This is a genomic window from Geobacillus sp. (assembly GCF_017515625.1).
Taxonomy (GTDB): domain Bacteria; phylum Bacillota; class Bacilli; order Bacillales; family Anoxybacillaceae; genus Geobacillus; species Geobacillus stearothermophilus.
Window position 1 is genome coordinate 1 of sequence record NZ_JAFWFM010000064.1, and the last position, 22,425, is coordinate 22,425.

Genomic DNA, 22,425 nt, shown 5'->3' on the forward strand with positions numbered 1-22,425 from the left:
ACGGAAAAGTGGCTCATCCATTTTTGACTGTCGAAGGCAAGCCGTAGGCTTGCCTCCGTCACGCTAAGGCGTGACGGAAGACCGAACAACGACTCGCTTAAAGACCCATTCATGGGTCTTTAAGCGGTGTTGTTCGGTCACTCGACAGTTGGATGAAATGACCGGTCAAAACGAAAAATGTTAAAGCTTTAAATTGCATCTATCCTGAAAATACCCGAACTCCAAAATGTGTAAAGTTGTAAAATTCAACATAGAGGTCTTTTCATCCTTCCGATGGTGACGAAATTTTTTTGTCATGGGAGTCTATATAGAAACAGTCCCCCATTTTCTAGTTTACTGAAAAAACGGATGCCCGCCAATAGGGCATCCGGTTGTTTTCCATTATGTTCCAGCGTACGAGTGCAGCCCCGCGATGACGAGGTTGACCGCTACTAAGTTGAACATGATGATGGCAAAGCCGATGACAGCAAGCCATGCCGACTTTTCCCCATGCCAGCCTTTTGACAGCCGGAGGTGCAAAAAAGCGGCGTAAAACAGCCACGTAATGAGCGCCCACACTTCCTTCGGGTCCCAGCCCCAAAAGCGGGTCCAGGCGATTTGCGCCCAAATCATCGCGAAAATGAGCGCCCCAAGCGTAAACACCGGAAAGCCGATCGCCACCGCCCGGTAGCCGATTTCATCGGTCAAATCCAAGTTGACGTTTTTCACAAGCGGCTTGAGCGCGGCGGCGATGCGCTTGCGCAGCACAAGACGAAAAGCGGCATACAGCACCGCACCGGCCATGAGCGACCAAATGACCGTGTTCAGCTTTTTCGCGTTGATGATCGCCGGCATTTCAACAAGCGGCTCCATGCGGCCGGCGCTTTCTTTCACCAGCTCTCCTTTATGCGGCCCGACAAGCGCCGGCATATGGTACTCGACTTCAGCCGCCTGGCCGTTTTTATCAACCCACGTGAACTTCGCTTCGTACCCGGAAAGCCCAAACGCTGTTGAGACGATGACAAAGCCGAGCGTCGCCACAAGGCAAAACATGACGACTTCCAGCCAAAACGTGCGCTTGGACGGCTTCGACTGATCGACGACGCGAATCAAATAAATCAAACCCGCGACAAAACTGATCGCCAAAATCGCTTCCCCGGCGGCCGCCGTCGTCACATGGATGTGCAGCCAATCGCTTTGCAAGGCGGGAATGAGCGGCGAAATTTCCCGCGGAAACATGCTCGCATAGGCGATGATCAGCAACGCGACCGGAAGCGCAAACAGGCCGAGCACGCTCAACCGGTAAATGAAATAAACAATGATAAAAGCAGCGACAAGCATCATGCCGAAAAACGTTGTAAACTCGAACAAATTGCTCACCGGAGCATGCCCGGCAGCGATCCAACGCGTGATGAAATACCCGACCTGGGTGAGAAAACCGATGATCGTCACGGCAATGCCAAGCTGCGACCAACGATCCTTTCCTTGCCGCTCCTTCCGTTTGTCGCGAATGGCGCCGCCAAAAAAAAACGTGCCGATCAAATATAACACAAACGAAATATAGAGCAATGTGCTGCTAAGCTGTGCCATGTCCATGAGCTTGCCCCCCTTGTCCGGCCTGTTTCCCTTCTTCGAGCTGATCGGCCGGCATATTCACACCAGTGCCGTCAAGCAAACGGCGCAGCTCGTTTTTCAAGCCGAACCAATTTTTATTCGTGTGCGCGGCGATCCATAGTTCGCCGTTGACCCGTTGCACCCAAATGCGGCGGTGGTTCCAATACATCCCTTGGATGAGCCCGATCATGAAAATCGCGCCGCCTACCCCTAAAATCCAAAGCGTGAAATCGCGGCGGACGGTCAAGCCGGAGACATTGCGCGTCTCAAACCCCGCGAACGCCATTTTGTACTTGTTGTTGCCAAACGGTTCGATCGTTTGTTGGATGGCGACGAAGCTGACTTCCCCTTTCGGACGGTCCGGCGCGTACATTTTGAACACGAACGCCGGATTGTTTGGCACGCGCGACTTCGTTGACGGATTGCCGTCTTCATCAAACTCAAAATCAGGAAAATAGCTTAATAGCTCAACGCGATACCCATGTCCGAGATTGTACAACTCTTTCGGATCATACAAATCGACCGTCACCGTGCCGAACGTTTTCCCCGACTGTTTGTCCGCCAACTGAAATGACATCGCTTTCGGCTCATTCAAGCGGAAATCGACTTGATAGAGCGCATAATGATCGAACTCCAGCGGCTCGTTGACGCGAATCGGATACTCCTTCACTTTTTCAAGCTTCGGCTTGGCGCCGGGGATCACAGGACCGACGCGCTTATACAACACAACGTTTGTTTGATAGTTTTTGGCGATCATCCCGTTGCCGACGAGGTCGATGGCAGCGTTGAACACTTCGTTGTCTTTGCCTTTCTCATATGTTTCAAAAATAAATTTTTCACTCTTTAAAAAGTAGCGGCCGTTTGTCCCCGGAATTTCTTTCGTCTCCCCTTCCGGAATCCACATCACCCGATCGATGTACATGCCGGGAACGGAACGAAGCATTGCCCCGATCAAGAAAATGATGAGACCGATATGATTGACGTACGGCCCCCAACGGGAAAACCGCCCTTTTTCAGCGAGCAAATGCCCGTCTTCCTCACAGACATGGTAGCGCCGCGCAGCCAGCCGTTCTTTCAACACGGCCATCGTTTTGTCGAGATCGCTCACATGCGAGACGCCAAACAACCGCTGCCGCTCCAAGAAATGCGGATGGCGCTTCACCCCTTGCCGCTTCAAGGCGCGATATAGCGGCACGACCCGGTCCAAGCTGCAAATGACAAGCGAAACGCCGATTAAAGCGATGAGCAGGATGTACCACCATGAGCCGTACAAGTTGTTAAAGCCGAGCTCATAATACAGCTTCCCTACCCAACCGTACTGCTGCTTATAATACTCCGCCGGATCGACGTTCGGCGGAATATACATTTGCTGAGGGAAAATCGTGCCGATCGCCGAAGCAATGAGCGTAATGACGATGAGTGCCACTCCGACTTTGACCGACGAGAAAAACGCCCAAATTTGATCGATGAATGTTCGCTTGTACGTTTGCGACCGGCGCGCGCTTCCTTCGTAGCGCATGTCCAAAAGCGTTTTCCCCGCCCGCTCCTCGAGCGGTTTGCCGCATGATTCGCAAAACGCCGTGCCATGCGGGTTGACGTGCCCACATTCACATTTGACTTGTTTCATGATGCAAAACTCCTTACGGTTTGATGCTTTCCAAATGGCGCTGAATGTCTGCTTTTGTCATCGTGCCGGTGATGATTTTCTTCACTTCGCCGTTTTTGTCAATCAAAAACGTGGTTGGCAGCGGGCCGACATTATAGGCGTTCAACACTTGATCTTGACGGTCGATCACAATCGGAAAGGTCAGACCAAACCGCTCCGCAAATTTCTCGACGCTCAGCTTCGGTTCGCCGACATTGACCGCCAAAATTTCGACACCTTGCTTTTGATAGAGCGGGTACAGTTCGTTCATATACGGCATTTCCCGCTCACACGGTTTGCACCACGTCCCCCAAAAATTCAAAAAGACGCCTTTGCCGCGATAGTCTGAAAGAAGATGTTCATGCCCTTTCAAATCGGCCAACACAAAATCAGGCGCCGTCGAACCAACAGCGACAGCCGTTTTCTCCGTGAAAAAATTCGTGTAAATCGTATAGCCGATCGCCGCGAGCAACACGAGCAAAATCGCTGTCCTCATCACTAAGCGCTGTTGCTTTTTCATCGTTCAAACCCCTTTACGCTTCTCCTCCCCCACAGCCAACGCTAGAGGGGGAGGCAAGCGGTTCACAATCTCCCATTTTCCATCATAGCAAAGTCCCTCGCTCGTTTATGCGCAAGGATATGAACATTATGTGACAATCTTCGTCATTTTCTTCCCCCGGATTGGGCAAGGACGCGCAGCAACTTTACCTCATGCGGTGTCAGCTCGCGGTATTCGCCGGGGCGCATCCCTTTCAAATCGAGAAACGCGTACCGCTCCCGCTTCAGCTTCAGCACCTCGCAGCCGATCGCCTCAAACATGCGGCGCACTTGCCGGTTTCGTCCTTCGTGGATACGGATGTCCACAATGGCTGTCCCCTTCTTCCGGTCGGCGGAGAGCAGCTTCACTTTGGCTGGCGCCGTCATGCCATCTTCCAGCTGCACTCCTTGTTCGAGCCGTTTCAGCTGCTCGTGCGTTGGAATGCCTTTCACTTTGGCAATGTACACTTTTTCAATTTCATACCGCGGGTGCATAAGCAGGTTGGCAAAGTCGCCGTCATTCGTCAACAAAAGAAGTCCAGACGTATCGTAGTCAAGCCGCCCGATCGGATAAATGCGTTTGTCCAGATCTTTGAAAAAATCGGTCACCACTTTGCGGCCTCTGTCATCTTTGACGCTGGAAATCACCCCGCGCGGCTTGTACAGCAAATAATACACCGGCTCTTCGCGCTCGATCGGGATGCCGTCGACTTCGACATCATCGCGCGGCCCGACCTTGACGCCAAGCTCCTTGACGACGCGGCCGTTCACTTTCACCCGCCCTTGCAAAATGAGTTCTTCCGCCTTGCGCCTTGACGCGATGCCGGCGCGGGCGATCACTTTTTGCAACCGTTCCATTCTCTCTCACCTCTTTCATCATCTTACCCTTTCCGTCTAACAGATACAAGTACGGCACTTTTATTTTTCACCTTTCCCGTCCCCTTTGCAAACAAAAAACCCGCCGGACGGCGGGAACGAAAAAAGGCGCCGCTAGCGCCCGAATACAAACAAAACGATGAAAACAGAAACAATAAAGCTGAGAATGTCGGCCAAAATGCCGACTTTTAACGCATCGCCCATTTTTTTGACGCCGACGGCGCCAAAATAGACGGTGAGCACGTAAAGCGTCGTCTCCGTACTGCCTTGGATCGTAGAAGCAAGGCGCCCGATGAACGAATCCGGGCCGTAAGTAGCGATCAAATCGGTCGTCATGCCGAGCGCCGCCGTGCCGGAAAGCGTGCGGAGAGCCGCAAGCGGAACGACTTCGGCCGGCAGTCCAATGGCATCAGCCAGCGGTTTGATCACTTCCATCATGGCATCAAGCGCCCCTGAGGCTCGGAAAATGGCGACCGACACCAACATGCCGACCAAATACGGGATGAGCGAAAACGCGATCTCGATCCCTTCCTTGCCGCCTTCCACAAACGCTTCGTACGTCGGCACTTTCTTTGCTGTACCGTAAAGCAAAATAAAAGCAATGAGCGCAGGGATCAGCCAAACAGAAAGAAGTTGGACGATAGCCATTATGGCTTCCTGCCTTTCCGCATCCGTTTCCAATAATAGTACCGGTCAATCAATACCGCCCCAATCGTCGAAATCGTCGAAGCGACGATCGTCGTCCCAATGATCTCGCTCGGCGCCGCTGAACCGTACGTCATGCGAATCGAGATGACAGTCGTCGGAATGAGCGTAATGCCTGATGTGTTCATGGCCAAAAACGTCACCATCGACCGGCTAGCCTCGTCGCGGCCGCCGTTGAGCTTTTTTAGCTGCTCCATCGCCTTTATGCCCATCGGCGTCGCCGCATTGCCAAGGCCGAACATGTTGGCGACCATATTCGAGACGATATAGCCAAGCGCGGGATGGCCGGGCGGCACCTCTGGAAACAAGCGGCGTACGAGCGGCATAAACAGGCGCGCCGCTTTGTCAAGCAAGCCGGCGTGTTCAGCGATCGCCATCAGCCCGAGCCAAAACACTAAAATGCTGACCATGCCGATGCTGATCGTCACCGCTTCTTTGGCGCTTTCAAACACCGCTTTGTTCACTTCGTCCATCGTGCCGTTGGCCGCCGCAAAGACGATGCCAATGACCGCCATCATCACCCAAATGAGGTTAACCATCGCTTCTCACACCTAAAAAGCGAAATACTTGCCATAAAAACCCTCGGCCGCTTTCTTCCTTTCCCGGTTCATACAGCAGCGGCACCGAATCAACCGCCTTTTGATGCAAATAAAGCACCACCTTTCCGATCTCTGTCGGTGCCTGTTCTGGGTGTTCTTTCCATTCTTTGCGCGGCTTCAGCAAATACACTTTCACCCGCAGCCCGCTCTCCTCTTTATCGGTCACCGGATATCGCAAATCGCGGACCGCCTGCAGCCGCCCGCGGTAAAACGGATCAGAAATTTTGTCGATCACCCGCTCGCTACTCACTTTGGCGATGTGATAATGAGAAAATCCATATTCGTACATAGCGATATGGTCATTCCAATCGTCCGGTGCATCCAACGTCACGGCGATCAAATCGATGCCGCCTTTGGACGCCGTCGTCACGAGCGTGCGATGGGCTCGTTTCGTATAGCCGGTTTTGCCGCCGGTGCAATATTCGTAAAGACTTGTCAACAACTTGTTTTTATTTCGCCACACACGCGCGCCGTCTTCGCCGGGCGGAGCGGGGGCGCGGTACACTTTCGTTCCGGAAATGCGGCGAAACTCTTCGTTTTTCATCGCGTATTGCATGAGCAACGCCATATCATAGGCCGTTGAGTAATGGTTTTCCGCATCGTCCAATCCGTGCGGATTGGCAAACTCGGTATCGCGCATCCCGATTTCAGCCGCCTTTTTGTTCATTAAAAACACAAACCCCTCGACGCTACCGCCGACATGTTCAGCGATGGCCACCGCCGCGTCGTTGCCGGAACGAAGCATCAGCCCATATACCAAATCGCGCAGTTTGATTTTCTCCCCTTGGCGCAAGTAAATTGACGACCCTTCGGTTCGGACAGCGCGGGCGCTGACCGTCACCGTGTCGTCCATCTTCCCCGATTCAATCGCCAAAATGGCGGTCATAATTTTCGTAATACTGGCGATGCGCCGTTTTGTATAGGCATCCTTGGCAAACAAAACCCGCCCGGAATGCTGCTCTATCAAAATCGCGCTTTTTGCGCTCACCCCATCCATAGCGCGCATCCGCTCTGGAACAAATGCCATAATCCCCGCAGCGAGTGCAAGAATGAGCGCAATGAGCCGCTTCTGCTTATTCATCTCATATCGGCGAGGATCCCCCTCCTTTAAGGAGCGGAGAGGAATCGCCTGTTCCTCCTTTCTATTCAACCTGAAATGAGTGCAATAGAGGGAAGATTGCGACACACCAAGGCCATGTTCTGTACAAGTGTATGCGCCGGTGGGACAAATATGATGAAAAATTGCGGCAAAACCTACCGGGGCGGCGCTTCCGGCGAACTACCCCCGAAACGGCCTTCATCTAAAAAAAGAAGCGGGGTCTTCCCCGCTCGGGTGAACTCCCCACCGCCTACGCTTCGCTTAGAGGCGGGGGACTTCAAGCGACTTGTGCGTGTTCGCCGAACGGTAAGCCACACACAATTACGCTTCCCTTCATTCCGAAGGTGTCCGTTCTAACCATATTCGATCGTATGGATTGGCTAAAGCCTACCAACATTCAGCTGAGGCTGTCCCAAAAGATCGTCCTCTTTGAGAGAGATACAATATATCGTGTCGCCGAAGTGATTTGTTCCTACCTCTTGTAATAAAAAAGGGTGTCCCGTTATGTTTGGGACACCCTCAGACTTCTTTCGGAAAGATGTTAAAACGGCTGCCAGCGCAGCTTCCGCGCCTCATGAAAACGCGCTTCGACATCGCGCCAATTGACGACGTTCCACCAATGTTCGATGTATGCCGCTCGGTCGTTTTTATATTGCAAGTAATAGGCGTGCTCCCATACATCGAGCACAAGAAGCGGAATCACATCCCATTGCGCCATGTGCTGGTGTTTTTCCGCCTGCAAAATTTCCAGACGGTGCGCTCGCGGCGCCCAAACGAGCAGCGCCCAGCCGACCCCTTCGGCGCTTTTCGCCGCTTCGGTGAAATGACGGCGAAAGGCGGTAAAACTGCCAAAATCGCGCTCGATTTGCGCCCGCAGCTCCCCGCGCGGCTCGCCGCCGCCCTCTGGATGCATGTTGTACCAAAAGATTGTATGCAAATAATGCCCGGATCCGTGGAACGCCGCTTCCCGCTCCCAATGCTTCAGCAGTTCAAAATTGTTCGTCCGGCGCGCTTCGGCCATCATGCGCACCGCCTTGTTCAGACCATCGACGTAGCTTTGATGATGCTTCGTATGGTGAAGGCGCATAATTTCTTCGGAAATATGAGGTTCAAGCGCATCATAGCTGTACGGCAAAGGCGGCAGCACATGCCTGCCAGGCGGGATCGGCTGTTGCCGCTCTTCGTCATGAAGGTCCGAAGGGAGCGACGAAGCCGGTTCTGCCTGTGCTGTTGCCGAATCAAAAGGCTGCTCCGACTCTTCCTCCCGCTTCCCCTCTTCGCCGACGTCCAGCCGTTCTTCCTCGCCGTCTTCGCCAACACCGCCCGATTCAACCAGCGGCGCTTCCTCTTCCAGAAACAGCGCCTCTTCGTCTTTTTCGGCGGCCGAAAAGTCCGCAAGACGGACGGCCCGGTTGTACACGTCGTCAACAAGACGCTGGAGTTCGGAAACCGCTTCCTCTGTCCACGCACCGTTCCGTTCGTCAATATACGCCAACAAGGAAGAAAGGCCAACATCCTCAGCTGCCCCGCGCACGGACAAGGCATGCTCCACCTGCCTTCCCCATTCGGCCGACTCTTCGGCATAGCGGCAAAGCGCGGCGGCGTATACGTCATCAACAAGGCGCTGAAGCTCGCGGACGGCCTCTTCCGTCCACTCGCCGTCATGCGCGGCAATGAACCCGCACAGCGACGAAGCGCCATCCGTGCTGGCTCCGCGCAACGCCAACGCTTTCTCAACTTGTCTTGCCCATTCGTTCACCTCAGCGGCATACTGGGCGAACTTCTCTTGATCGTTCATTTGGTAAAAACCTCCTCCTGCTTTTTTCGCCATATCGTATGCCTGCTTGCGGAAATCGTTCTTGTCCGCATTCACCCAAATTTTTGGCTGCTCATACATAGAGGAGCGAGGGCATACTCAGCTGAAAAAACAGAAGGAGGGGAAAAGCATCTATTACGTCCAAGGCATGCAGTCGCCGCTGATGGCCGACCATATGGCGCGCGAAGAATGTTACTACTTGCAAAAGCTGGCGGAAACGACCGGCGAAGTGAAAGCTCCGGCCTGCGATCCGACCAAGCCGCGCACACAATAGTCCATAAGAAAAAAAGCGGTTCGCCCGAAGGAACCGCTTTTTCTTGCCCGTATAGCCGTTTTGCCGGCCCCGCCAAGCACGGAACACACGGCTTTTGTTTCACTGCGGCGCGCGCTCTGGCAGGCGGCATGCGCCGGTTTCGCCCATTCGCCGACAAGCGCCTCGAGCGCCTCGGTGTCAAGAGCGGCAAAATAGCGGCGCAATTCCTCTTCATCATGAATGTAGACGCGCTTTCGCTTCCGATACGCCGGATTTTTCCATAAACAGACAAAAGCAATGATGTCGCGCAAACGAATGTCGCGCCCGTTAGCCGTAAACAGTGGATCGCTTTCATACGGCAGCCAATCAAGCAGCGCCGCCTCAAAATGGCGCAAATACAACACAGACAGCGTCCGCTCTTCGCCGCCGTCGCGGTACGTGACTTCCGATCGGTTGAAGTAGTCCTCAAACGTATTCGACTGCGATTTTTGCAATTCTTCGCCGTGCAGGCGGCAAATGTTCATGAGCGCACCCCTTCCCGGTCAGTCGTTTTTTCTTTAGTTTACCATATTACGGCTGTCCGTCGCTCAAATTTTCCGCCAATTTTCCGAAAAACAAGTCAGCTTCCCGCTCAACCTCGCCATCGTCCGTCCATTCTGGCAGCGGCGGCAGTTCTTCAATCGTTTTCAGGCCGAAATAGTCGAGAAATTCGGCCGTCGTCCCGTATAAAATCGGCCGCCCAGTCCCTTCGGCGCGGCCGACTTCTTTAATGAGCGCCCGCGCCATGAGTGTCTGCAGCGGCTTGTCGCTTTTCACGCCGCGGATTTCCTCGATTTCAGCGCGCGTAATCGGCTGGCGGTAGGCGATAATGGCGAGCGTCTCGAGCGCCGCCTGCGACAGCGGCGACGCTCCCGGCGCTTCGACCAGCTTTTTCAAATACGGAGCATACTCTTTCTTCGTCGCCAATAAAAACACGCCGCCCAGCTCGACCAGCTGAATGCCGCGTTCTTCGCGGCAGCAGTCTTCCTGGAGCGCCGCCATCACTGCTTTCGCCTCCGGCTCGCCAATATCCGAAACAGCGGCAATTTGGGCAAGCGACAGCCCCTCGTCGCCAGCGGCAAACAACAGCGCTTCCACGATCGCTTTGAATGGAGCCGGCGCACCAGCAGCGCTGTTTGTTTTCATTTCCTTTTGGTCCATTCTCCCTTCTCCCCTTTCCTTTTTCACCGTTTTGATCGCAACTGCAGCCATCTTGCGGCTTCCCGGCATTTTCCGCGAAAATGCAGGACTGACGCGTGATTTTCATCCCTGGGTGAAGGGCAAAACGTTGCCCATGAGACTTTTTCGTGAAGATGCGCATGCCTTGAGCAGACATTTTCACGCCTGGGCGAAGAGCAAAACTTGCTCATGAGCCTTTTCCGAATCAGCAGCTGTCCGTCTCGCCTTCGCACCGACCATCAGCCGATGGGCCCAGCAGGCAAAAGGAAAGCGGTCCGCCATCGCGAACCGCCTCAACCGGCCAGATGATTGGCGGCGAGAAACAAATCGCTGAAATTCCGCTCTTGCTCAACGATGATTTTATTTTGTTTCATTAATTCCAAAATAGCCAAAAAAGTGACAACGATATACGAACGGTCGCAGGACGGAAATAACTCATAAAAGTTTTTCCGTTCTTTCGCCTGCTGCAGTTCATGCAAAATTTCCGCCATCCGCTTTTCAACGGAAATATCTTGGCGGGCAATTTTCGTCCGCATCGGTTTTTGCAGTTTTTTGCGGCGCAACAGTTTTGACAGGGCGCCGAGCATATCGTAGACGTTGACATCAAGCGGCGCGGACGCTTTTTTTTCATCGGCGTACGCGCTCAAGTCACTCGGGGGTTTTGTAAACAGAAGCGCCCGTTCTTCTTCGCGCCGCTTCAGCTCGCGTGCAGCTTCCTTAAACTTTTTGTACTCAAGAAGCCGCTGCATCAGCTCTTCGCGCGGATCGTCCGCCTCGGCGAATTCCAAGCTGTCGTCTTCGGCGTGTTCGTCGGACACCGGCAGCAGCATTTTGCTTTTCATCGCCAACAGCGTAGCCGCCATAACCAAATATTCGCTGGCGATATCAAGCTCAAGCTCTTGCATGGCGTGAATGTACGCCATATACTGTTCCGTAATTTGCGCCACCGGAATGTTGTAAATATCGATCTCATAGCGGTTGATTAAATGCAAAAGCAAGTCAAGCGGCCCTTCAAACGCTTCAATTTTGACGTTATACGGCACTTGCACATCCATCCCACCATTTTTCCGCAGCCATTCCCCGCGCCGATGCGCACATTGGAGAACCTTGCTGGCAATATACTTATTGTATCATAATTCCGCGGCGAAGCGAACGGAAATGAGACGGTTTTTGCCTCGAACGCCATGAAAACGTATAATACAAGGAGCGCCCTGCCGCAACGCCGGCAGTTGCACGGCTTTGCCTGGCAACAAGGTCGCCTACCGCGAAACACGCCTCGGCGAAAGGAACGATGGCCCATGTATCCAAAAGCATATATCGACTATTTAGTCCATTTCCATGGCAACCGCGATTATTTCGAATGTCATGAGATTTTAGAAGAACAATGGAAGCGCGACGGACGGAAACGGGAATGGCTCATTCTCATCCAAATTGCCGTCGCCTTTTACCACTACCGGCGCGGCAACAGTTCCGGCGCGCTCCGCCTTATCAAACGGGCGCGGACGTTGCTTGAGGAGGCGCGCGGGATGATCCGCCGGCTCGGCCTTGACGAGAAGGAGTTGGCCGTGCTGCTTGAAGAGGCCGCCGAGCGGATTGCCCGCGGCGAACCGTATGAAAGCATTGAGCTGCCGATTCGCGACCGCTCCCTGTACGAACAGTGCCAAGCCGCCTGCGCCGAGCGGCAGCTTGTTTGGGGGCAGGCGAGCGATCTCACTGATATCGACCTTGTAGACAAACACCGGCGGCGCGACCGTTCGGACGTCATCGCCGCCCGCGAACAAAAAAAGCGGGCGAAAGCAGAAGGGACATAACCCCTCTGCCGCCCGCAACAGCGCGGCGTTGCGCCGATTTGTCTCGTTGGGCTAGCACGTTTGGCATTTATCGAAAAACGAGGCGGTCCACTCGTTCGCGCATAGCCGACGGTCGGGGTACGCCTCTTTCAACGCCTTGACCATCTGTTTTCCGATCCCTTGGTGGCGATGCGATGGATTGACGCTGATGTGCTGGATTTGCACAACATCAGGAGCGCACAACAGGACGCCGATAATGCCGACGATATCGTCCCCTTCCTTCCATAAAAACAGCTGCCAGTCGCTGTTCGTTTCATACTGTTTGATCGTCTGCTGGAGCCGTTTCAAATCTTTTTCCGTCGGCATAAACGACAACAGTCCCATGGCGATTTTCTCATAGTTTTTTCGATAACGGATCAACATAAAAATCCCTCATTATCGACAAACGCTTTTCCGAAAAGGAAAACACGTTGTCATTTTCTCTATACGTATTATAAACATTCTCACTGATATTGTGAACCATTTCATGCCTTTTTACACAAATGTCCGCAAAACGTTCGCCATCTCAATGGCCGAAACGGCCGCTTCCCAGCCTTTATTGCCCGCCTTTGTGCCGGCCCGTTCAATGGCTTGCTCGATCGTATCGGTCGTCAATACGCCGAAAATGACCGGGACGCCGCTTGAGAGCGCGGCGTGGGAGACGCCTTTGGCCGCCTCGCTGCACACGTAGTCAAAATGGCTCGTCGCCCCGCGGATGACGGCGCCGAGCGCAATGACGGCATCAAACTGCTTCGATTCCGCCATTTTTTTCACGAGGAGCGGAATTTCAAATGCGCCCGGCACCCAGGCGACCGTGATGTCATTGTCGCTGACGCCATGGCGCGTCAAACCGTCGATCGCCCCTGACAAAAGCTTGCCCGTAATGAATTCATTAAAACGAGAAACGACGATGCCGATTTTCAACCCGGTGCCGACTAAATTTCCCTCAAGAACCCGCATGTTTTTTCTCCTCCTGTTTTCAAAAATGAAGCATATGCCCTAGTTTTTCATATTTCGTGCGCAAGTATTTTTCATTTTCTTTTTTCGCTGGCATTTGAAGCGGCACCCGTTCGACAACTTCAAGCCCGTGCCCTTTCAAGCCGGCGATTTTGCGCGGATTGTTCGTGAGCAGACGCATTTTCGTGACGCCAAGGTCTTTTAAAATTTGCGCACCAATGCCGTAGTCGCGCAAATCGGCCGGGAAGCCGAGCTTTTCGTTCGCCTCGACCGTATCGTAGCCTTGCTCTTGCAGCTTATAGGCGCGCAGTTTGTTCATCAGGCCGATGCCGCGCCCCTCTTGACGCATGTAAAGCAGCACCCCACGCCCCTCGGCTTCGATTTGCCGCAGCGCCGCATGCAGCTGCGGACCGCAGTCGCACCGATACGAACCGAACACATCACCGGTTAAACACTCGGAGTGGACGCGCACAAGAATCGGTTCGTCGAGAATAATGTCTCCCTTGACGAGCGCCACATGCTCCTTGCCATCAAGCACGTTCGTGTAGCCGACGGCGCGAAACTCGCCGAACTCAGTCGGCAGCCAAATGTCGACCTCGCGCTTCACTAGTTTTTCCCGCTGGCTCCGATAGGCGATCAAATCTTTGATCGTGATCATTTTCAATCCGAATTGGTCGGCGATTTGCCGCAAATCCGGAACGCGCGCCATCGTTCCGTCCTCTTTCATGATTTCGCAAATGACGCCAGCCGGCTTCGCCCCGCAAAGGCGGGCCAAATCGACCGCCGCTTCCGTATGGCCGGCGCGCCGCAGGACGCCGCCTTGTTTGGCAATCAATGGAAAAATATGGCCAGGCCGTTTAAAATCGCTCGCTTTCACATTTGGATCGAGCAACGCCCGAATGGTCGCCGCCCGCTCGTAGGCGCTGATTCCGGTCGTCGTCGTCTTGTAGTCGATGCTGACGGTAAACGCCGTCCCATGAGCGTCGGTGTTATGCGCGACCATCGGCTCAAGCCCGAGCCGCGCCGCCAACTCTTCCGTAATCGGCACGCACACAAGCCCGCGGCCATGGGTGATCATAAAATTAACGACATCCGGCGTCGCTTTTTCAGCCAATGCGACAAAATCGCCCTCATTTTCCCGGTCTTCGTCGTCGCAGACGATGATCACTTCGCCGTTTTTCAGCGCGTCCAGTGCCGCTTCAATCGTGTCAAACATCTGAAGTTGCCCCCTATCCCGTTTATTTATAGCCATGCCGCTCCAAAAATTCGCTCGTCACTCCAGAAGACAGCTCCTCTTTCGCGGCAAGAAAAGTAGCGACGTATTTGCCGATCATATCGCACTCGATATTGACGAGGTCGCCCGGCTGCTTTTCGCCTAAAATCGTCGCTTCACGCGTATGCGGAATGAGCGAAATGGTGAACGTGCGCTCGCTCAGACCGAAAATCGTCAAGCTCGTCCCATCGACGGCGACCGATCCTTTATAAATCATGTACGGGCGAAGCGGGGGAGGCGCTTCAATTTCATAGTAGACGGCGTTCGCCTTCGGCCATCGGCGGACGATGCGCCCGACGCCGTCCACATGACCGGTGACGAAATGGCCGCCAAACCGCCCGCCAGCCGCCATCGCCCGCTCTAAGTTCACTTTCGATCCCGGCTTCAATGTTTTGAGCGCCGTCGCCTTGACGGTCTCCGGCATGACATCGACGGTAAACCGCCGGTCAGTAAACGACGTGACGGTCAGGCAGACGCCGTTGACGGCGATGCTGTCGCCGAGGCGAACGTCTTCGAGCACCCGGCGGGCGCCAATCGCCATCACGATGGCGTCGCCCGTTTGCCTCATTTGTTCAACCGTGCCGACCTCTTCAATAATACCGGTAAACATCCTTACTCCCCCCTCTTTTTCACCGCAGCAACGACTTTTATATCCGGGCCGACCATCTCCAACTGCCGGATGTCAAGCTCCATCGCCTCTTCAAGGCGCGAGAAGCCGAGGCCGCCGACCGGCGTCGGCGCTTCGCGGCCGCCGATCAGCTTCGGGGCGATGTAGGCGACCACTTCATTGACCGCCCCTGCCCGGAGGAAACTGTCATGAACGCGCGAGCCGCCTTCCACAAACAGCGACGTAATGCGCTGCTCACCGAGCAGCCGGAGCACGTCGCGCACATGAATGTGCGCAGCCGCCATCGGGATGATGCGCACCCCGAGGCGCTCGTATGCCTCGGCCTTTTCCCAGCTGATGCCGCTTCCGGTGATGATCCACGTTTCCGCCTCCCGGTCGGTGACGACATGGGCGTCAAGCGGCGTATGCAAGTTTGTATCCAAAATGATGCGGAGCGGATTTTTCCGTTGCTCCCCGATGCGGACCGTCAACTTCGGATTGTCCGCCAACACGGTGTTGACGCCGACCAAAATGGCGTCATGCTGGGCGCGAAGGCGGTGCACATCTTGGCGCGCCGCCTCGGACGTAATCCATTTGCTTTCCCCGGTCGCCGTCGCAATTTTTCCATCGAGGCTGCACGCGTATTTTAACGTCACAAACGGCGTTTTTGCCGCGATATAGTGAAAAAACACCCGGTTGAGCTCATCCGCCTCTTCTTTCAGCAGCCCGACATCGACCTCAATGCCCGCCCGTCGCAGCTTGTCGATCCCTTTCCCGGCGACGAGCGGATTCGGGTCGGTTGTCGCGATGACGACGCGGCGGACGCCGGCTTGAATGAGCAAATCCACGCATGGAGGCGTTTTGCCGTAATGGCTGCACGGCTCAAGCGTCACGTACACCGTTGCCCCGCGCGCCTTCTCGCCGGCCATGCGGATCGCATGCACTTCCGCATGCGGCTCTCCCGCTTTTAAATGGGCGCCAAGCCCGACGACCGCTCCGCCATTGACCACAACAGCACCGACGACAGGATTGGGGGATGTTTGCCCGATTCCGGCTTTCGCGACATCGAGCGCAAGCCGCATATAATGTTCATCGCGATACACCACACTCCCCCCTTTTTTCTAAAAAAATAAACCCCCGGAACTTCCCCGGGGGTTCGTTGATGAGAGAATGAACCATGATGTGCAGCCAAACAAACAAGAACACTTGTTCGTTAACTATGTCATACCGACCGACACAAAGCGGCCGCCGCTACACCAAACCGACGCCGGCCGTCCAGGCCGGCCGAAAACAACCGTGCGCACATCGCCATCCTTCTCCCATCCAGACTATACTGTCGGCTCCGGAATCACACCGGATCGTGCCGATACGGCTCGCGGGCTGAGAGGCATAGCGCCTCATCACCGCCGGTCGGGAATTTCACCCTGCCCCGAAGGAGGCTTCACTATATTGTTAGGTTTATTATACCACAAGAGCGGCCGGAAATCATCATTGTACGACCCAAAACCAGTACGCCGCTCCCCACAATAGGCTCATCCCCAGCAAAATGAAAAACAAAAGCCAATTGTTCCGGCTTGTCCGCTCCTCGTCTTCCGTCCGTTGCTTACGGTTCGTCAAATACTTTCACTTCTTTCATCACGTCGCCGTTTTTCATCGTCTTCACGACGTCCATGCCCGATGTCACTTGGCCAAAGACGGTGTGCACCCCATCCAAGTGCGGCTGCGGCTCGTGGACGATAAAGAACTGGCAGCTGCCGGTGTCGCGGCCGCGGTGCGCCATGGACATCGCGCCGGTGACATGTCGGTGTGGATTGTTGTCCGTCTCGCACGGGATCGTATAGCCGGCATCGCCCGTTCCATTGCCGCGTGGACATCCTCCTTGGCTGACAAATCCAGGGATGACGCGGTGGAACGTCAACCCGTTATAAAAGCCTTCGTTTGCGAGCTTCTCAAAATTGGCCACCGTCACCGGCGCTTCGTTCGGGAATAGTTCAAATTCGATTTTCCCACCGTTTTCCATCAAAATATATCCTTTTTTCGCCATGGTACTTCAGCTCCTTTTTTGCGCTTCAACCGCTTTTATCATATCATGATTCGAAAGGGAAAGAAAGCCAAAATGCCGCCTCGTCGAACTGCTCATTGTTTTTTTAATATAATATATTTATTATAATTATTTATATGGAATCGGAATGGGTACACTAGTGATGAATGATAGACGTAGCAAAACTGGCAAGGGGGCGTCCGACGGTGTTGTTGATGGCGGTGACGGTAATCGTCTTTTCTGTTTCGTTTCTCCTCATGCCAAAACGGCTTTCAGGCCTTGAAATGTATACAACTTCGCTGTTTGCGGTTTTCTTCGGCCTTTCAACGGATTTGTTTCTCGATGTCAAGTACCATTTATACGGGTATTTTGATGTTGGAGTCGACGGACTGGCCTATGTATTTATTGTTTTCATTTACGTCACCGTCAACCTCCTTGTTTTTAAACGGATACCCGATACATCATCCGATTTGGGTGCAGGCCGCCTATATCGGCGGATGGTCGCTCTTTTCCTTTTTGTATGAAATGGGGCGCTGAGGACAGAAATTTTTTACTACCACGGCTGAAAGCTTTCCTATTCAGCCGCCTTATATCCGCTTCTGTTTCTGATTTTGCTTTGGCATTTGTTGTTCGTGCGCCGCTTGGCGGCGAAGGCAAAGCGCCGTTCCGAATAGAAATTCACGCCAGCGTACGTTATAATGGTAGTGCATGGTTGGTAGATAGGAGGCGAGCAATGTGAAACGAACGATTGCTTCATCGCTGCTTTGGGCGATGCTGCTGGCGTTTCCGGCCATCGCAGCCGCCGATGCCGCGCCGGGTGATGTCATCGTCACGCTTGGTGAAAATTTGACCGCTGAACAAAAACAAAAAGTGCTGGAAGAAATGAAAGCGCCGGACGGAGCGCAGACAATCACGGTCTCGAACGCCGAGGAGCATAAATATTTGGATGGACTCATCCCGAAGGCACAAATCGGCACGCGCGCCATCTCATCGTCCATGATCACCATCGGTGAACCGGGCTCAGGGCTTCACGTTGAGACGCACAACATCACATGGGTGACGAAAGAGATGTATACAAACGCCTTGATCACCGCTGGGGTGAAAGATGCCGATATTTATATCACGGCTCCGTTTCCGGTTTCCGGCACCGCAGCGCTGACGGGGCTGATGAAGGCGTACGAAATTTCGTCCGACAAGGTGATTCCAGATGACGTAAAAAAGGTAGCCAACGAGGAAATGGTGCAAACGGCCAAGCTCGCTGATTCGATCGGCGCGGACAAAGCGGTCGCCTTGCTGGCGAAAATCAAAGAGGAAATCGCCAACAACCCGCCGCAAACGGACGCTGACTTGCGCGCCTTGATTGAAAAAATCGCCAATGATCTTGGCATCACATTAAGCGCCGATGAAATCAACGCTCTCGTCTCCCTTTTTCACAAAATGCAAAACGCCGACATCAATTGGGACCAAGTGAACGACCAGCTGAGCAAGGCGAAAGAGCAGCTGTCTGCGTTTTTGCAGTCAGAAGAAGGGAAAACATTCATCCAAAATTTGATCGACATCCTCAAAGAAATTTGGAATGCCATCAAATCGGCCTTTTCCGCCAACCAACAATGAGAGAAGGCGCCCTGCTGCATTAGGGCGCCTTCTCTTCTTGGCGGCGGCCGTTCTTTTCCAGGGCCGCCTTCATTGGTTGACTTTCGCCTTCAACGGCAAGTCATATTGGATCAAGTCTTCATACGTTTCCCGTTTGACGACGAGCTGGGCGTCGCCGTTTTCGACGAATACGACCGCCGGACGCGGCAGACGGTTGTAGTTGTTCGCCATCGAATAGCCATAAGCACCGGTGCAAAAGACGGCTAAATAATCGCCCGGTTTCGCTTCCGGAAGTGCGATGTCCCAAATGAGCATGTCGCCTGATTCACAACACTTCCCTGCAATGGACACAACTTCCATCCGATCGCCCAACACCCGGTTGGCCAGCACCGCTTCGTATTTCGCTCCATACAGCGCCGGGCGGATGTTGTCGCTCATGCCGCCGTCAACGGCGATATAGGTGCGGACGTTCGGCACCTCTTTTCGCGAGCCGATCGTATAAATCGTCGTTCCGGCATCCCCCACGAGCGAGCGGCCGGGCTCAATCCAAATTTCCGGCAGCGGAAGTTGATGCACTTCCGCCTGTGTTTTCACCTCATCCACGATACAGTCGACATACGCTGACACCGGAATCGGGTCGTCTTCATCTGTATAGCGGATGCCAAAGCCGCCGCCAAGGTTGACGACCGCAGGAACGAACCCACACGTTTTGTGCCATTCGGCCAGCTTGGCAAACACTTTTCGTGCGGCGAGCACAAAGCCGGTCGTTTCAAAAATTTGCGATCCGATATGGCAATGGACGCCGAGCAGTTGAAACGCAGCCGACGCCATGACGCGCCGGAACGCTTCATCCGCTTGACCGTTATTCAAATCAAAGCCGAACTTCGAGTCTTCCTGTCCGGTTAAAATGTAATCGTGCGTATGCGCCTCAACCCCTGGCGTCACGCGAAGCAAAACCGAAACCGCTCGACCGGATGGCCCCACCAATTGTTCAATCAGCTCGAGCTCGTAAAAGTTGTCGGCCACGATGCAGCCGACCCCGTGTTCAAGCGCCATCGCCAGTTCATCCCAGCTTTTGTTGTTGCCATGGAAATGGATGCGCTCCGGCGGGAACCCGGCGGCCAAAGCCGTATACAGCTCCCCGCCTGAGACGACATCGAGCGACAATTGTTCCTCAGCGGCCAGCTGCACCATGGCAACTGAAGAAAACGCCTTGCTGGCGTAGGCGACTTGCGCCTGCACGCCATGGCGGCGGAACGCTCCCTTAAACGCGCGCGCCCGCGCGCGGATCAAAGCAACGTCATAAATATAAAGCGGCGTTCCATACGTTTTCGCCAACTCGACCGTATCGACGCCGCCAATTTCCAAGTGCCCTTTTTCATTGACGCGGCTCGTCCCATGAAAAAACATTGAAATCCCTCATTCCTCATCAAAGTGGCGCAAACATGCATACCAAAAGCAAAAAAGACAGTTTCGCAACCGGCGCCTGCCTTGAAAAAAACAAAGCCGCAGAGCAATCAGCCCCGCCGCATGGCAGGCTGTCATACAGCCGCGTGCGCCCTCTGCATCGAGCGCCCGCCCTCCTTAGGCGGACGGACGACTTGCCAATGGCGCTTGCAAAGGTGCGAAACGTCAAGTATAACGTATCATAATTATAAAAAAGTTTCAATAGCGCCAAAAGGGAGAAAGCGGCCGTCCATATATGCCAATGGAAACGGCCGCTTGTGCGATGACGATCTGCGTCATGTCGGTTGCTTTCGCACGTCCTGCGGATGAACGATGCTCGGACGCACTTTCGCCCCGGCCGCCGAGCGGCGGACGACAATTTGCATAAATGCCGCCGGGTCAAACGGAATGAACGGCCATAAGTACGGCGTGTTGAGGGAACGGATGCTAACGAGCCAAAGCAAATAAACCGTCGCGCCGATGACGAATCCGGGCACCTTAAACAAGAAGACGAGCACGACGAGCGCCAGGCGGGAAATTTTATTGGCCACGCTCAGCTCATAGCTCGGCGTTGCAAATGAACCGATCGCCGCGACGGAAACATACAAGATGACTTCCGACACAAACAGCCCAACGTCAATCGCGATTTGCCCGATCAAGACAGCGGCGATCAAGCCCATCGCCGTAGAGAGCGGCGTCGGCGTATGAATGGCTGCCATCCGCAAAAGCTCAATTCCAAAATCAGCGATCAAAATTTGCACGATGATCGGAATATTCGTTTGCTTGTTCGGACCGATGAACCCCCACTCTTTCGGCAGCAGTTCAGGCTCAAGGACAAACAGCACCCAAAGCGGCGGCAAAAACAACGACGTCAAAATGCCTAAAAACCGCACCCAGCGCACAAACGTCCCGACCCCTGGCGACTGCCGGTATTCCTCGGCATGCTGGACGTGGTGAAAAAATGTTGTCGGCGTGATGATGACGCTTGGCGATGTATCAACCATAATGAGCACGTGCCCTTCAAGCAGGTGCGTCGCTGCTACATCTGGCCTCTCGGTGTAACGGACGAGCGGGTACGGGTTGTATCCTTGCTTGACTAAAAACTCTTCAACTGTTTTGTCGCCCATCGTCAGTCCATCGACGTTGATTTGCTGCAACTCTTTCTTGACGAGTTCAACAAGCCCCGGGTCAGCGACGTCTTTAATATAGGCGATGCATACGTCCGTTTTTGACCGCTCGCCGACTTGCAAAATTTCAAAGCGCAGCCGCTCGTCGCGGATGCGGCGGCGGGTGAGCGCCGTGTTGACAATGATGTTCTCGACATAGCCGTCGCGGGCGCCGCGCACAACTTTTTCCGTATCCGGCTCTTGCGGCTGCCGACCCGGATAGCTGCGGACGTCGACAGCAAATCCGGTCGATTCGCCTTCAATTAAGACGATGATCAAGCCCGACAGCAGCTTGTCAACCGCTTCGTCGAGGCTCGTCACCGGACTGACTTGCTGATGAACGAGTCGATTTTCGATGATCTGCCACGCTTGGGACGCCTGGCGTTCATCATCGTTGACGTGCACAATTTGTTTTAACAATTCGATAATGTATTGCGTATCGCATAAACCGTTGCAGTAGTAAATATGTACTTCCCGGTTTAGGATATAGATTTTCCGCACGCCTAAATCAAAGCTTGTCCCGACGCCGATCCGCTGTTGCAAAAACTTCGCGTTGTCAACGAGCCGCTTCGCGATCGGCGCTTTCGGTTTCTTTTCTTTTTCCGGCATGGCCACCACTCCTTTCGAGAATCAACTCGACCGCCTTGCGCGTAATCGGCGCTCCGTATTTCGCATGGTCTCGATATCCCATTTTGCCGATGTCGCCGATGCCGACGATGAGCGGAATGTTCAGCCGGTCAAGGCAGTAGACGGTATCGCCATTGATCCGCCCGATCTCGAGGTCCCGGACGCCTTCTTTATCGACCCCATATTCGGTCATCACGCCGTCACGGTCGATGCTCACATGCACTTTTGTCCATTCATGCTGGTGCGTATTGGAGGCAACCGCCAGCGCCCCGAGCACTTGGATTTGCTCATGCGTCGCCACATAGCGAAGCGCCTGCTCTCCGGCCCCCTCCCCGAGGGCGCCGCAATCGTCAAACATGACAAACACTGGATCGTGCGGCGTTTGCAAAATGAGTTCGACCAACTGTTCACCGCTCAGTTTCGTTGGATTGCCTTGCGAGCGAGAAATGCAACGGCCGCCGATTTCGGCTGCAACCCGCTCAATCGCCCGGCAGGCGAACTCGTCCCCATCCGTTACTAAAATGACTCGTCGTTTTTCCATCATC

General features: G+C 54.2%; 23 protein-coding genes, 2 pseudogenes and 1 riboswitch. Of the genes and pseudogenes, 4 read left to right on the plus strand and 21 right to left on the minus strand.

Annotation, left to right across the window (positions count from 1 at the left end; all coding sequences use genetic code 11):
• Positions 1–381: 381 nt before the first annotated feature.
• The 8 genes from ccsB to IKE44_RS04070 all read right to left on the minus strand — a co-directional run bounded on the left by ccsB (position 382) and on the right by IKE44_RS04070 (position 8,852).
• Complete coding sequence (ccsB, locus tag IKE44_RS04035) at positions 382–1,569, minus strand: c-type cytochrome biogenesis protein CcsB (protein ID WP_049624254.1); 1,188 nt, start codon at positions 1,567–1,569, stop codon at positions 382–384.
• Positions 1,556–3,220: a cytochrome c biogenesis ResB family protein gene (locus tag IKE44_RS04040; protein WP_287465073.1), complete on the minus strand. Its 1,665-nt coding sequence runs from the start codon at positions 3,218–3,220 to the stop codon at positions 1,556–1,558. The genes ccsB and IKE44_RS04040 overlap by 14 nt, the downstream gene beginning before the upstream one ends.
• A gap of 13 nt (positions 3,221–3,233) precedes the next feature.
• Complete coding sequence (resA, locus tag IKE44_RS04045) at positions 3,234–3,758, minus strand: thiol-disulfide oxidoreductase ResA (RefSeq protein ID WP_287465075.1); 525 nt, start codon at positions 3,756–3,758, stop codon at positions 3,234–3,236.
• Between the two features lie 143 nt (positions 3,759–3,901).
• A complete protein-coding gene (locus IKE44_RS04050; protein WP_287465077.1) occupies positions 3,902–4,633 on the minus strand; it encodes a pseudouridine synthase in 732 nt (243 codons plus the stop codon).
• Between the two features lie 132 nt (positions 4,634–4,765).
• Positions 4,766–5,299 carry a spore maturation protein gene (locus IKE44_RS04055; protein WP_011231766.1) on the minus strand — a complete coding sequence of 178 codons (534 nt, stop codon included), beginning with the start codon at positions 5,297–5,299 and terminating at the stop codon, positions 4,766–4,768.
• Positions 5,299–5,895 (minus strand): nucleoside recognition domain-containing protein, encoded by a 597-nt coding sequence (locus IKE44_RS04060; RefSeq protein ID WP_049624250.1) that lies wholly within the window; start codon positions 5,893–5,895, stop codon positions 5,299–5,301. Before IKE44_RS04060 ends, IKE44_RS04055 begins: the two co-directional genes overlap by 1 nt.
• Positions 5,888–7,036, minus strand: coding sequence for a D-alanyl-D-alanine carboxypeptidase family protein (locus IKE44_RS04065; protein WP_049624249.1), 1,149 nt, complete (start codon positions 7,034–7,036; stop codon positions 5,888–5,890). Before IKE44_RS04065 ends, IKE44_RS04060 begins: the two co-directional genes overlap by 8 nt.
• Before the next feature lie 559 nt (positions 7,037–7,595).
• The gene (locus IKE44_RS04070; protein WP_033017165.1) at positions 7,596–8,852 is read right to left on the minus strand and encodes a superoxide dismutase; all 1,257 of its coding nucleotides are present in this window, start codon (positions 8,850–8,852) and stop codon (positions 7,596–7,598) included.
• Between the two features lie 163 nt (positions 8,853–9,015).
• Here IKE44_RS04070 and IKE44_RS04075 point away from each other — a divergent pair.
• Positions 9,016–9,144, plus strand: a pseudogene (locus IKE44_RS04075) (DUF2935 domain-containing protein); the annotation flags it as partial.
• 99 nt (positions 9,145–9,243) lie between these two features.
• Here IKE44_RS04075 and IKE44_RS13825 read toward each other — a convergent pair.
• From IKE44_RS13825 to IKE44_RS04085, 3 genes and pseudogenes are all read right to left on the minus strand, one after another.
• A pseudogene (locus tag IKE44_RS13825) lies at positions 9,244–9,647 on the minus strand (hypothetical protein).
• A gap of 46 nt (positions 9,648–9,693) precedes the next feature.
• Positions 9,694–10,323: an SMC-Scp complex subunit ScpB gene (gene scpB, locus IKE44_RS04080; protein WP_287465081.1), complete on the minus strand. Its 630-nt coding sequence runs from the start codon at positions 10,321–10,323 to the stop codon at positions 9,694–9,696.
• 311 nt (positions 10,324–10,634) lie between these two features.
• Positions 10,635–11,396 carry a segregation/condensation protein A gene (locus IKE44_RS04085; protein WP_033017133.1) on the minus strand — a complete coding sequence of 254 codons (762 nt, stop codon included), beginning with the start codon at positions 11,394–11,396 and terminating at the stop codon, positions 10,635–10,637.
• Positions 11,397–11,639: 243 nt separating this feature from the next.
• Here IKE44_RS04085 and IKE44_RS04090 point away from each other — a divergent pair, with 243 nt between their 5' ends.
• Positions 11,640–12,152: a DUF309 domain-containing protein gene (locus tag IKE44_RS04090; RefSeq protein WP_049624248.1), complete on the plus strand. Its 513-nt coding sequence runs from the start codon at positions 11,640–11,642 to the stop codon at positions 12,150–12,152.
• Positions 12,153–12,203: 51 nt separating this feature from the next.
• Here IKE44_RS04090 and IKE44_RS04095 read toward each other — a convergent pair whose 3' ends face one another.
• The 7 genes from IKE44_RS04095 to IKE44_RS04125 all read right to left on the minus strand — a co-directional run bounded on the left by IKE44_RS04095 (position 12,204) and on the right by IKE44_RS04125 (position 17,051).
• Positions 12,204–12,554 carry a GNAT family N-acetyltransferase gene (locus IKE44_RS04095; RefSeq protein WP_033008266.1) on the minus strand — a complete coding sequence of 117 codons (351 nt, stop codon included), beginning with the start codon at positions 12,552–12,554 and terminating at the stop codon, positions 12,204–12,206.
• A 111-nt stretch (positions 12,555–12,665) separates the two neighbouring features.
• Positions 12,666–13,130, minus strand: coding sequence for a 6,7-dimethyl-8-ribityllumazine synthase (ribH, locus tag IKE44_RS04100; protein ID WP_049624247.1), 465 nt, complete (start codon positions 13,128–13,130; stop codon positions 12,666–12,668).
• A gap of 19 nt (positions 13,131–13,149) precedes the next feature.
• Positions 13,150–14,343 (minus strand): bifunctional 3,4-dihydroxy-2-butanone-4-phosphate synthase/GTP cyclohydrolase II, encoded by a 1,194-nt coding sequence (locus tag IKE44_RS04105; protein ID WP_064213603.1) that lies wholly within the window; start codon positions 14,341–14,343, stop codon positions 13,150–13,152.
• Between the two features lie 22 nt (positions 14,344–14,365).
• Positions 14,366–15,010 carry a riboflavin synthase gene (gene ribE / locus IKE44_RS04110; protein WP_287465085.1) on the minus strand — a complete coding sequence of 215 codons (645 nt, stop codon included), beginning with the start codon at positions 15,008–15,010 and terminating at the stop codon, positions 14,366–14,368.
• Positions 15,011–15,012: 2 nt separating this feature from the next.
• Positions 15,013–16,110 (minus strand): bifunctional diaminohydroxyphosphoribosylaminopyrimidine deaminase/5-amino-6-(5-phosphoribosylamino)uracil reductase RibD, encoded by a 1,098-nt coding sequence (ribD, locus tag IKE44_RS04115; RefSeq protein WP_080985682.1) that lies wholly within the window; start codon positions 16,108–16,110, stop codon positions 15,013–15,015.
• A gap of 204 nt (positions 16,111–16,314) precedes the next feature.
• Positions 16,315–16,448, minus strand: a riboswitch (FMN riboswitch).
• A 47-nt stretch (positions 16,449–16,495) separates the two neighbouring features.
• Positions 16,496–16,624 (minus strand): hypothetical protein, encoded by a 129-nt coding sequence (locus IKE44_RS04120; RefSeq protein WP_255350139.1) that lies wholly within the window; start codon positions 16,622–16,624, stop codon positions 16,496–16,498.
• Entirely contained in the window at positions 16,611–17,051 is a 441-nt protein-coding gene (locus tag IKE44_RS04125; protein WP_012820689.1) for a peptidylprolyl isomerase, read from the minus strand. The genes IKE44_RS04120 and IKE44_RS04125 overlap by 14 nt, the downstream gene beginning before the upstream one ends.
• 206 nt (positions 17,052–17,257) lie before the next feature.
• On the opposite strand from IKE44_RS04125, the gene IKE44_RS04130 reads away from it, so the two are divergent.
• Positions 17,258–17,572 carry a hypothetical protein gene (locus IKE44_RS04130; protein WP_287465088.1) on the plus strand — a complete coding sequence of 105 codons (315 nt, stop codon included), beginning with the start codon at positions 17,258–17,260 and terminating at the stop codon, positions 17,570–17,572.
• 211 nt (positions 17,573–17,783) lie between these two features.
• On the plus strand, positions 17,784–18,662 hold the full coding sequence (locus tag IKE44_RS04135) for a DUF1002 domain-containing protein (protein ID WP_049624997.1): 879 nt from the start codon (positions 17,784–17,786) through the stop codon (positions 18,660–18,662).
• Between the two features lie 69 nt (positions 18,663–18,731).
• On the opposite strand, the gene lysA is transcribed toward IKE44_RS04135, so the two are convergent.
• The 3 genes from lysA to spoVAEA form a co-directional block, all read right to left on the minus strand.
• Entirely contained in the window at positions 18,732–20,051 is a 1,320-nt protein-coding gene (lysA, locus tag IKE44_RS04140; RefSeq protein WP_287465090.1) for a diaminopimelate decarboxylase, read from the minus strand.
• 332 nt (positions 20,052–20,383) lie between these two features.
• Complete coding sequence (locus tag IKE44_RS04145) at positions 20,384–21,862, minus strand: spore germination protein (RefSeq protein ID WP_049624999.1); 1,479 nt, start codon at positions 21,860–21,862, stop codon at positions 20,384–20,386.
• The gene (gene spoVAEA / locus IKE44_RS04150) at positions 21,810–22,421 is read right to left on the minus strand and encodes a stage V sporulation protein SpoVABEA (protein WP_020278271.1); all 612 of its coding nucleotides are present in this window, start codon (positions 22,419–22,421) and stop codon (positions 21,810–21,812) included. The genes IKE44_RS04145 and spoVAEA overlap by 53 nt, the downstream gene beginning before the upstream one ends.
• Positions 22,422–22,425 lie beyond the last annotated feature (4 nt).

Coding starts and splice junctions, on each gene's coding strand:
- IKE44_RS04090 (WP_049624248.1), top strand. CDS start 11,640: ATGTATCCAAAAGCATATATCGACTATTTAGTCCATTTCCATGGCAAC.
- IKE44_RS04055 (WP_011231766.1), bottom strand. CDS start 5,299: ATGGCTATCGTCCAACTTCTTTCTGTTTGGCTGATCCCTGCGCTCATT.
- scpB (WP_287465081.1), bottom strand. CDS start 10,323: ATGGACCAAAAGGAAATGAAAACAAACAGCGCTGCTGGTGCGCCGGCT.
- resA (WP_287465075.1), bottom strand. CDS start 3,758: ATGAAAAAGCAACAGCGCTTAGTGATGAGGACAGCGATTTTGCTCGTG.
- IKE44_RS04060 (WP_049624250.1), bottom strand. CDS start 5,895: ATGGTTAACCTCATTTGGGTGATGATGGCGGTCATTGGCATCGTCTTT.
- ribH (WP_049624247.1), bottom strand. CDS start 13,130: ATGCGGGTTCTTGAGGGAAATTTAGTCGGCACCGGGTTGAAAATCGGC.
- IKE44_RS04050 (WP_287465077.1), bottom strand. CDS start 4,633: ATGGAACGGTTGCAAAAAGTGATCGCCCGCGCCGGCATCGCGTCAAGG.
- IKE44_RS04145 (WP_049624999.1), bottom strand. CDS start 21,862: ATGCCGGAAAAAGAAAAGAAACCGAAAGCGCCGATCGCGAAGCGGCTC.
- IKE44_RS04125 (WP_012820689.1), bottom strand. CDS start 17,051: ATGGCGAAAAAAGGATATATTTTGATGGAAAACGGTGGGAAAATCGAA.
- IKE44_RS04085 (WP_033017133.1), bottom strand. CDS start 11,396: ATGGATGTGCAAGTGCCGTATAACGTCAAAATTGAAGCGTTTGAAGGG.
- IKE44_RS04105 (WP_064213603.1), bottom strand. CDS start 14,343: ATGTTTGACACGATTGAAGCGGCACTGGACGCGCTGAAAAACGGCGAA.
- IKE44_RS04070 (WP_033017165.1), bottom strand. CDS start 8,852: ATGAACGATCAAGAGAAGTTCGCCCAGTATGCCGCTGAGGTGAACGAA.
- spoVAEA (WP_020278271.1), bottom strand. CDS start 22,421: ATGGAAAAACGACGAGTCATTTTAGTAACGGATGGGGACGAGTTCGCC.
- ribE (WP_287465085.1), bottom strand. CDS start 15,010: ATGTTTACCGGTATTATTGAAGAGGTCGGCACGGTTGAACAAATGAGG.
- IKE44_RS04040 (WP_287465073.1), bottom strand. CDS start 3,220: ATGAAACAAGTCAAATGTGAATGTGGGCACGTCAACCCGCATGGCACG.
- lysA (WP_287465090.1), bottom strand. CDS start 20,051: ATGTTTTTTCATGGGACGAGCCGCGTCAATGAAAAAGGGCACTTGGAA.
- ccsB (WP_049624254.1), bottom strand. CDS start 1,569: ATGGCACAGCTTAGCAGCACATTGCTCTATATTTCGTTTGTGTTATAT.
- IKE44_RS04095 (WP_033008266.1), bottom strand. CDS start 12,554: ATGTTGATCCGTTATCGAAAAAACTATGAGAAAATCGCCATGGGACTG.
- IKE44_RS04065 (WP_049624249.1), bottom strand. CDS start 7,036: ATGAATAAGCAGAAGCGGCTCATTGCGCTCATTCTTGCACTCGCTGCG.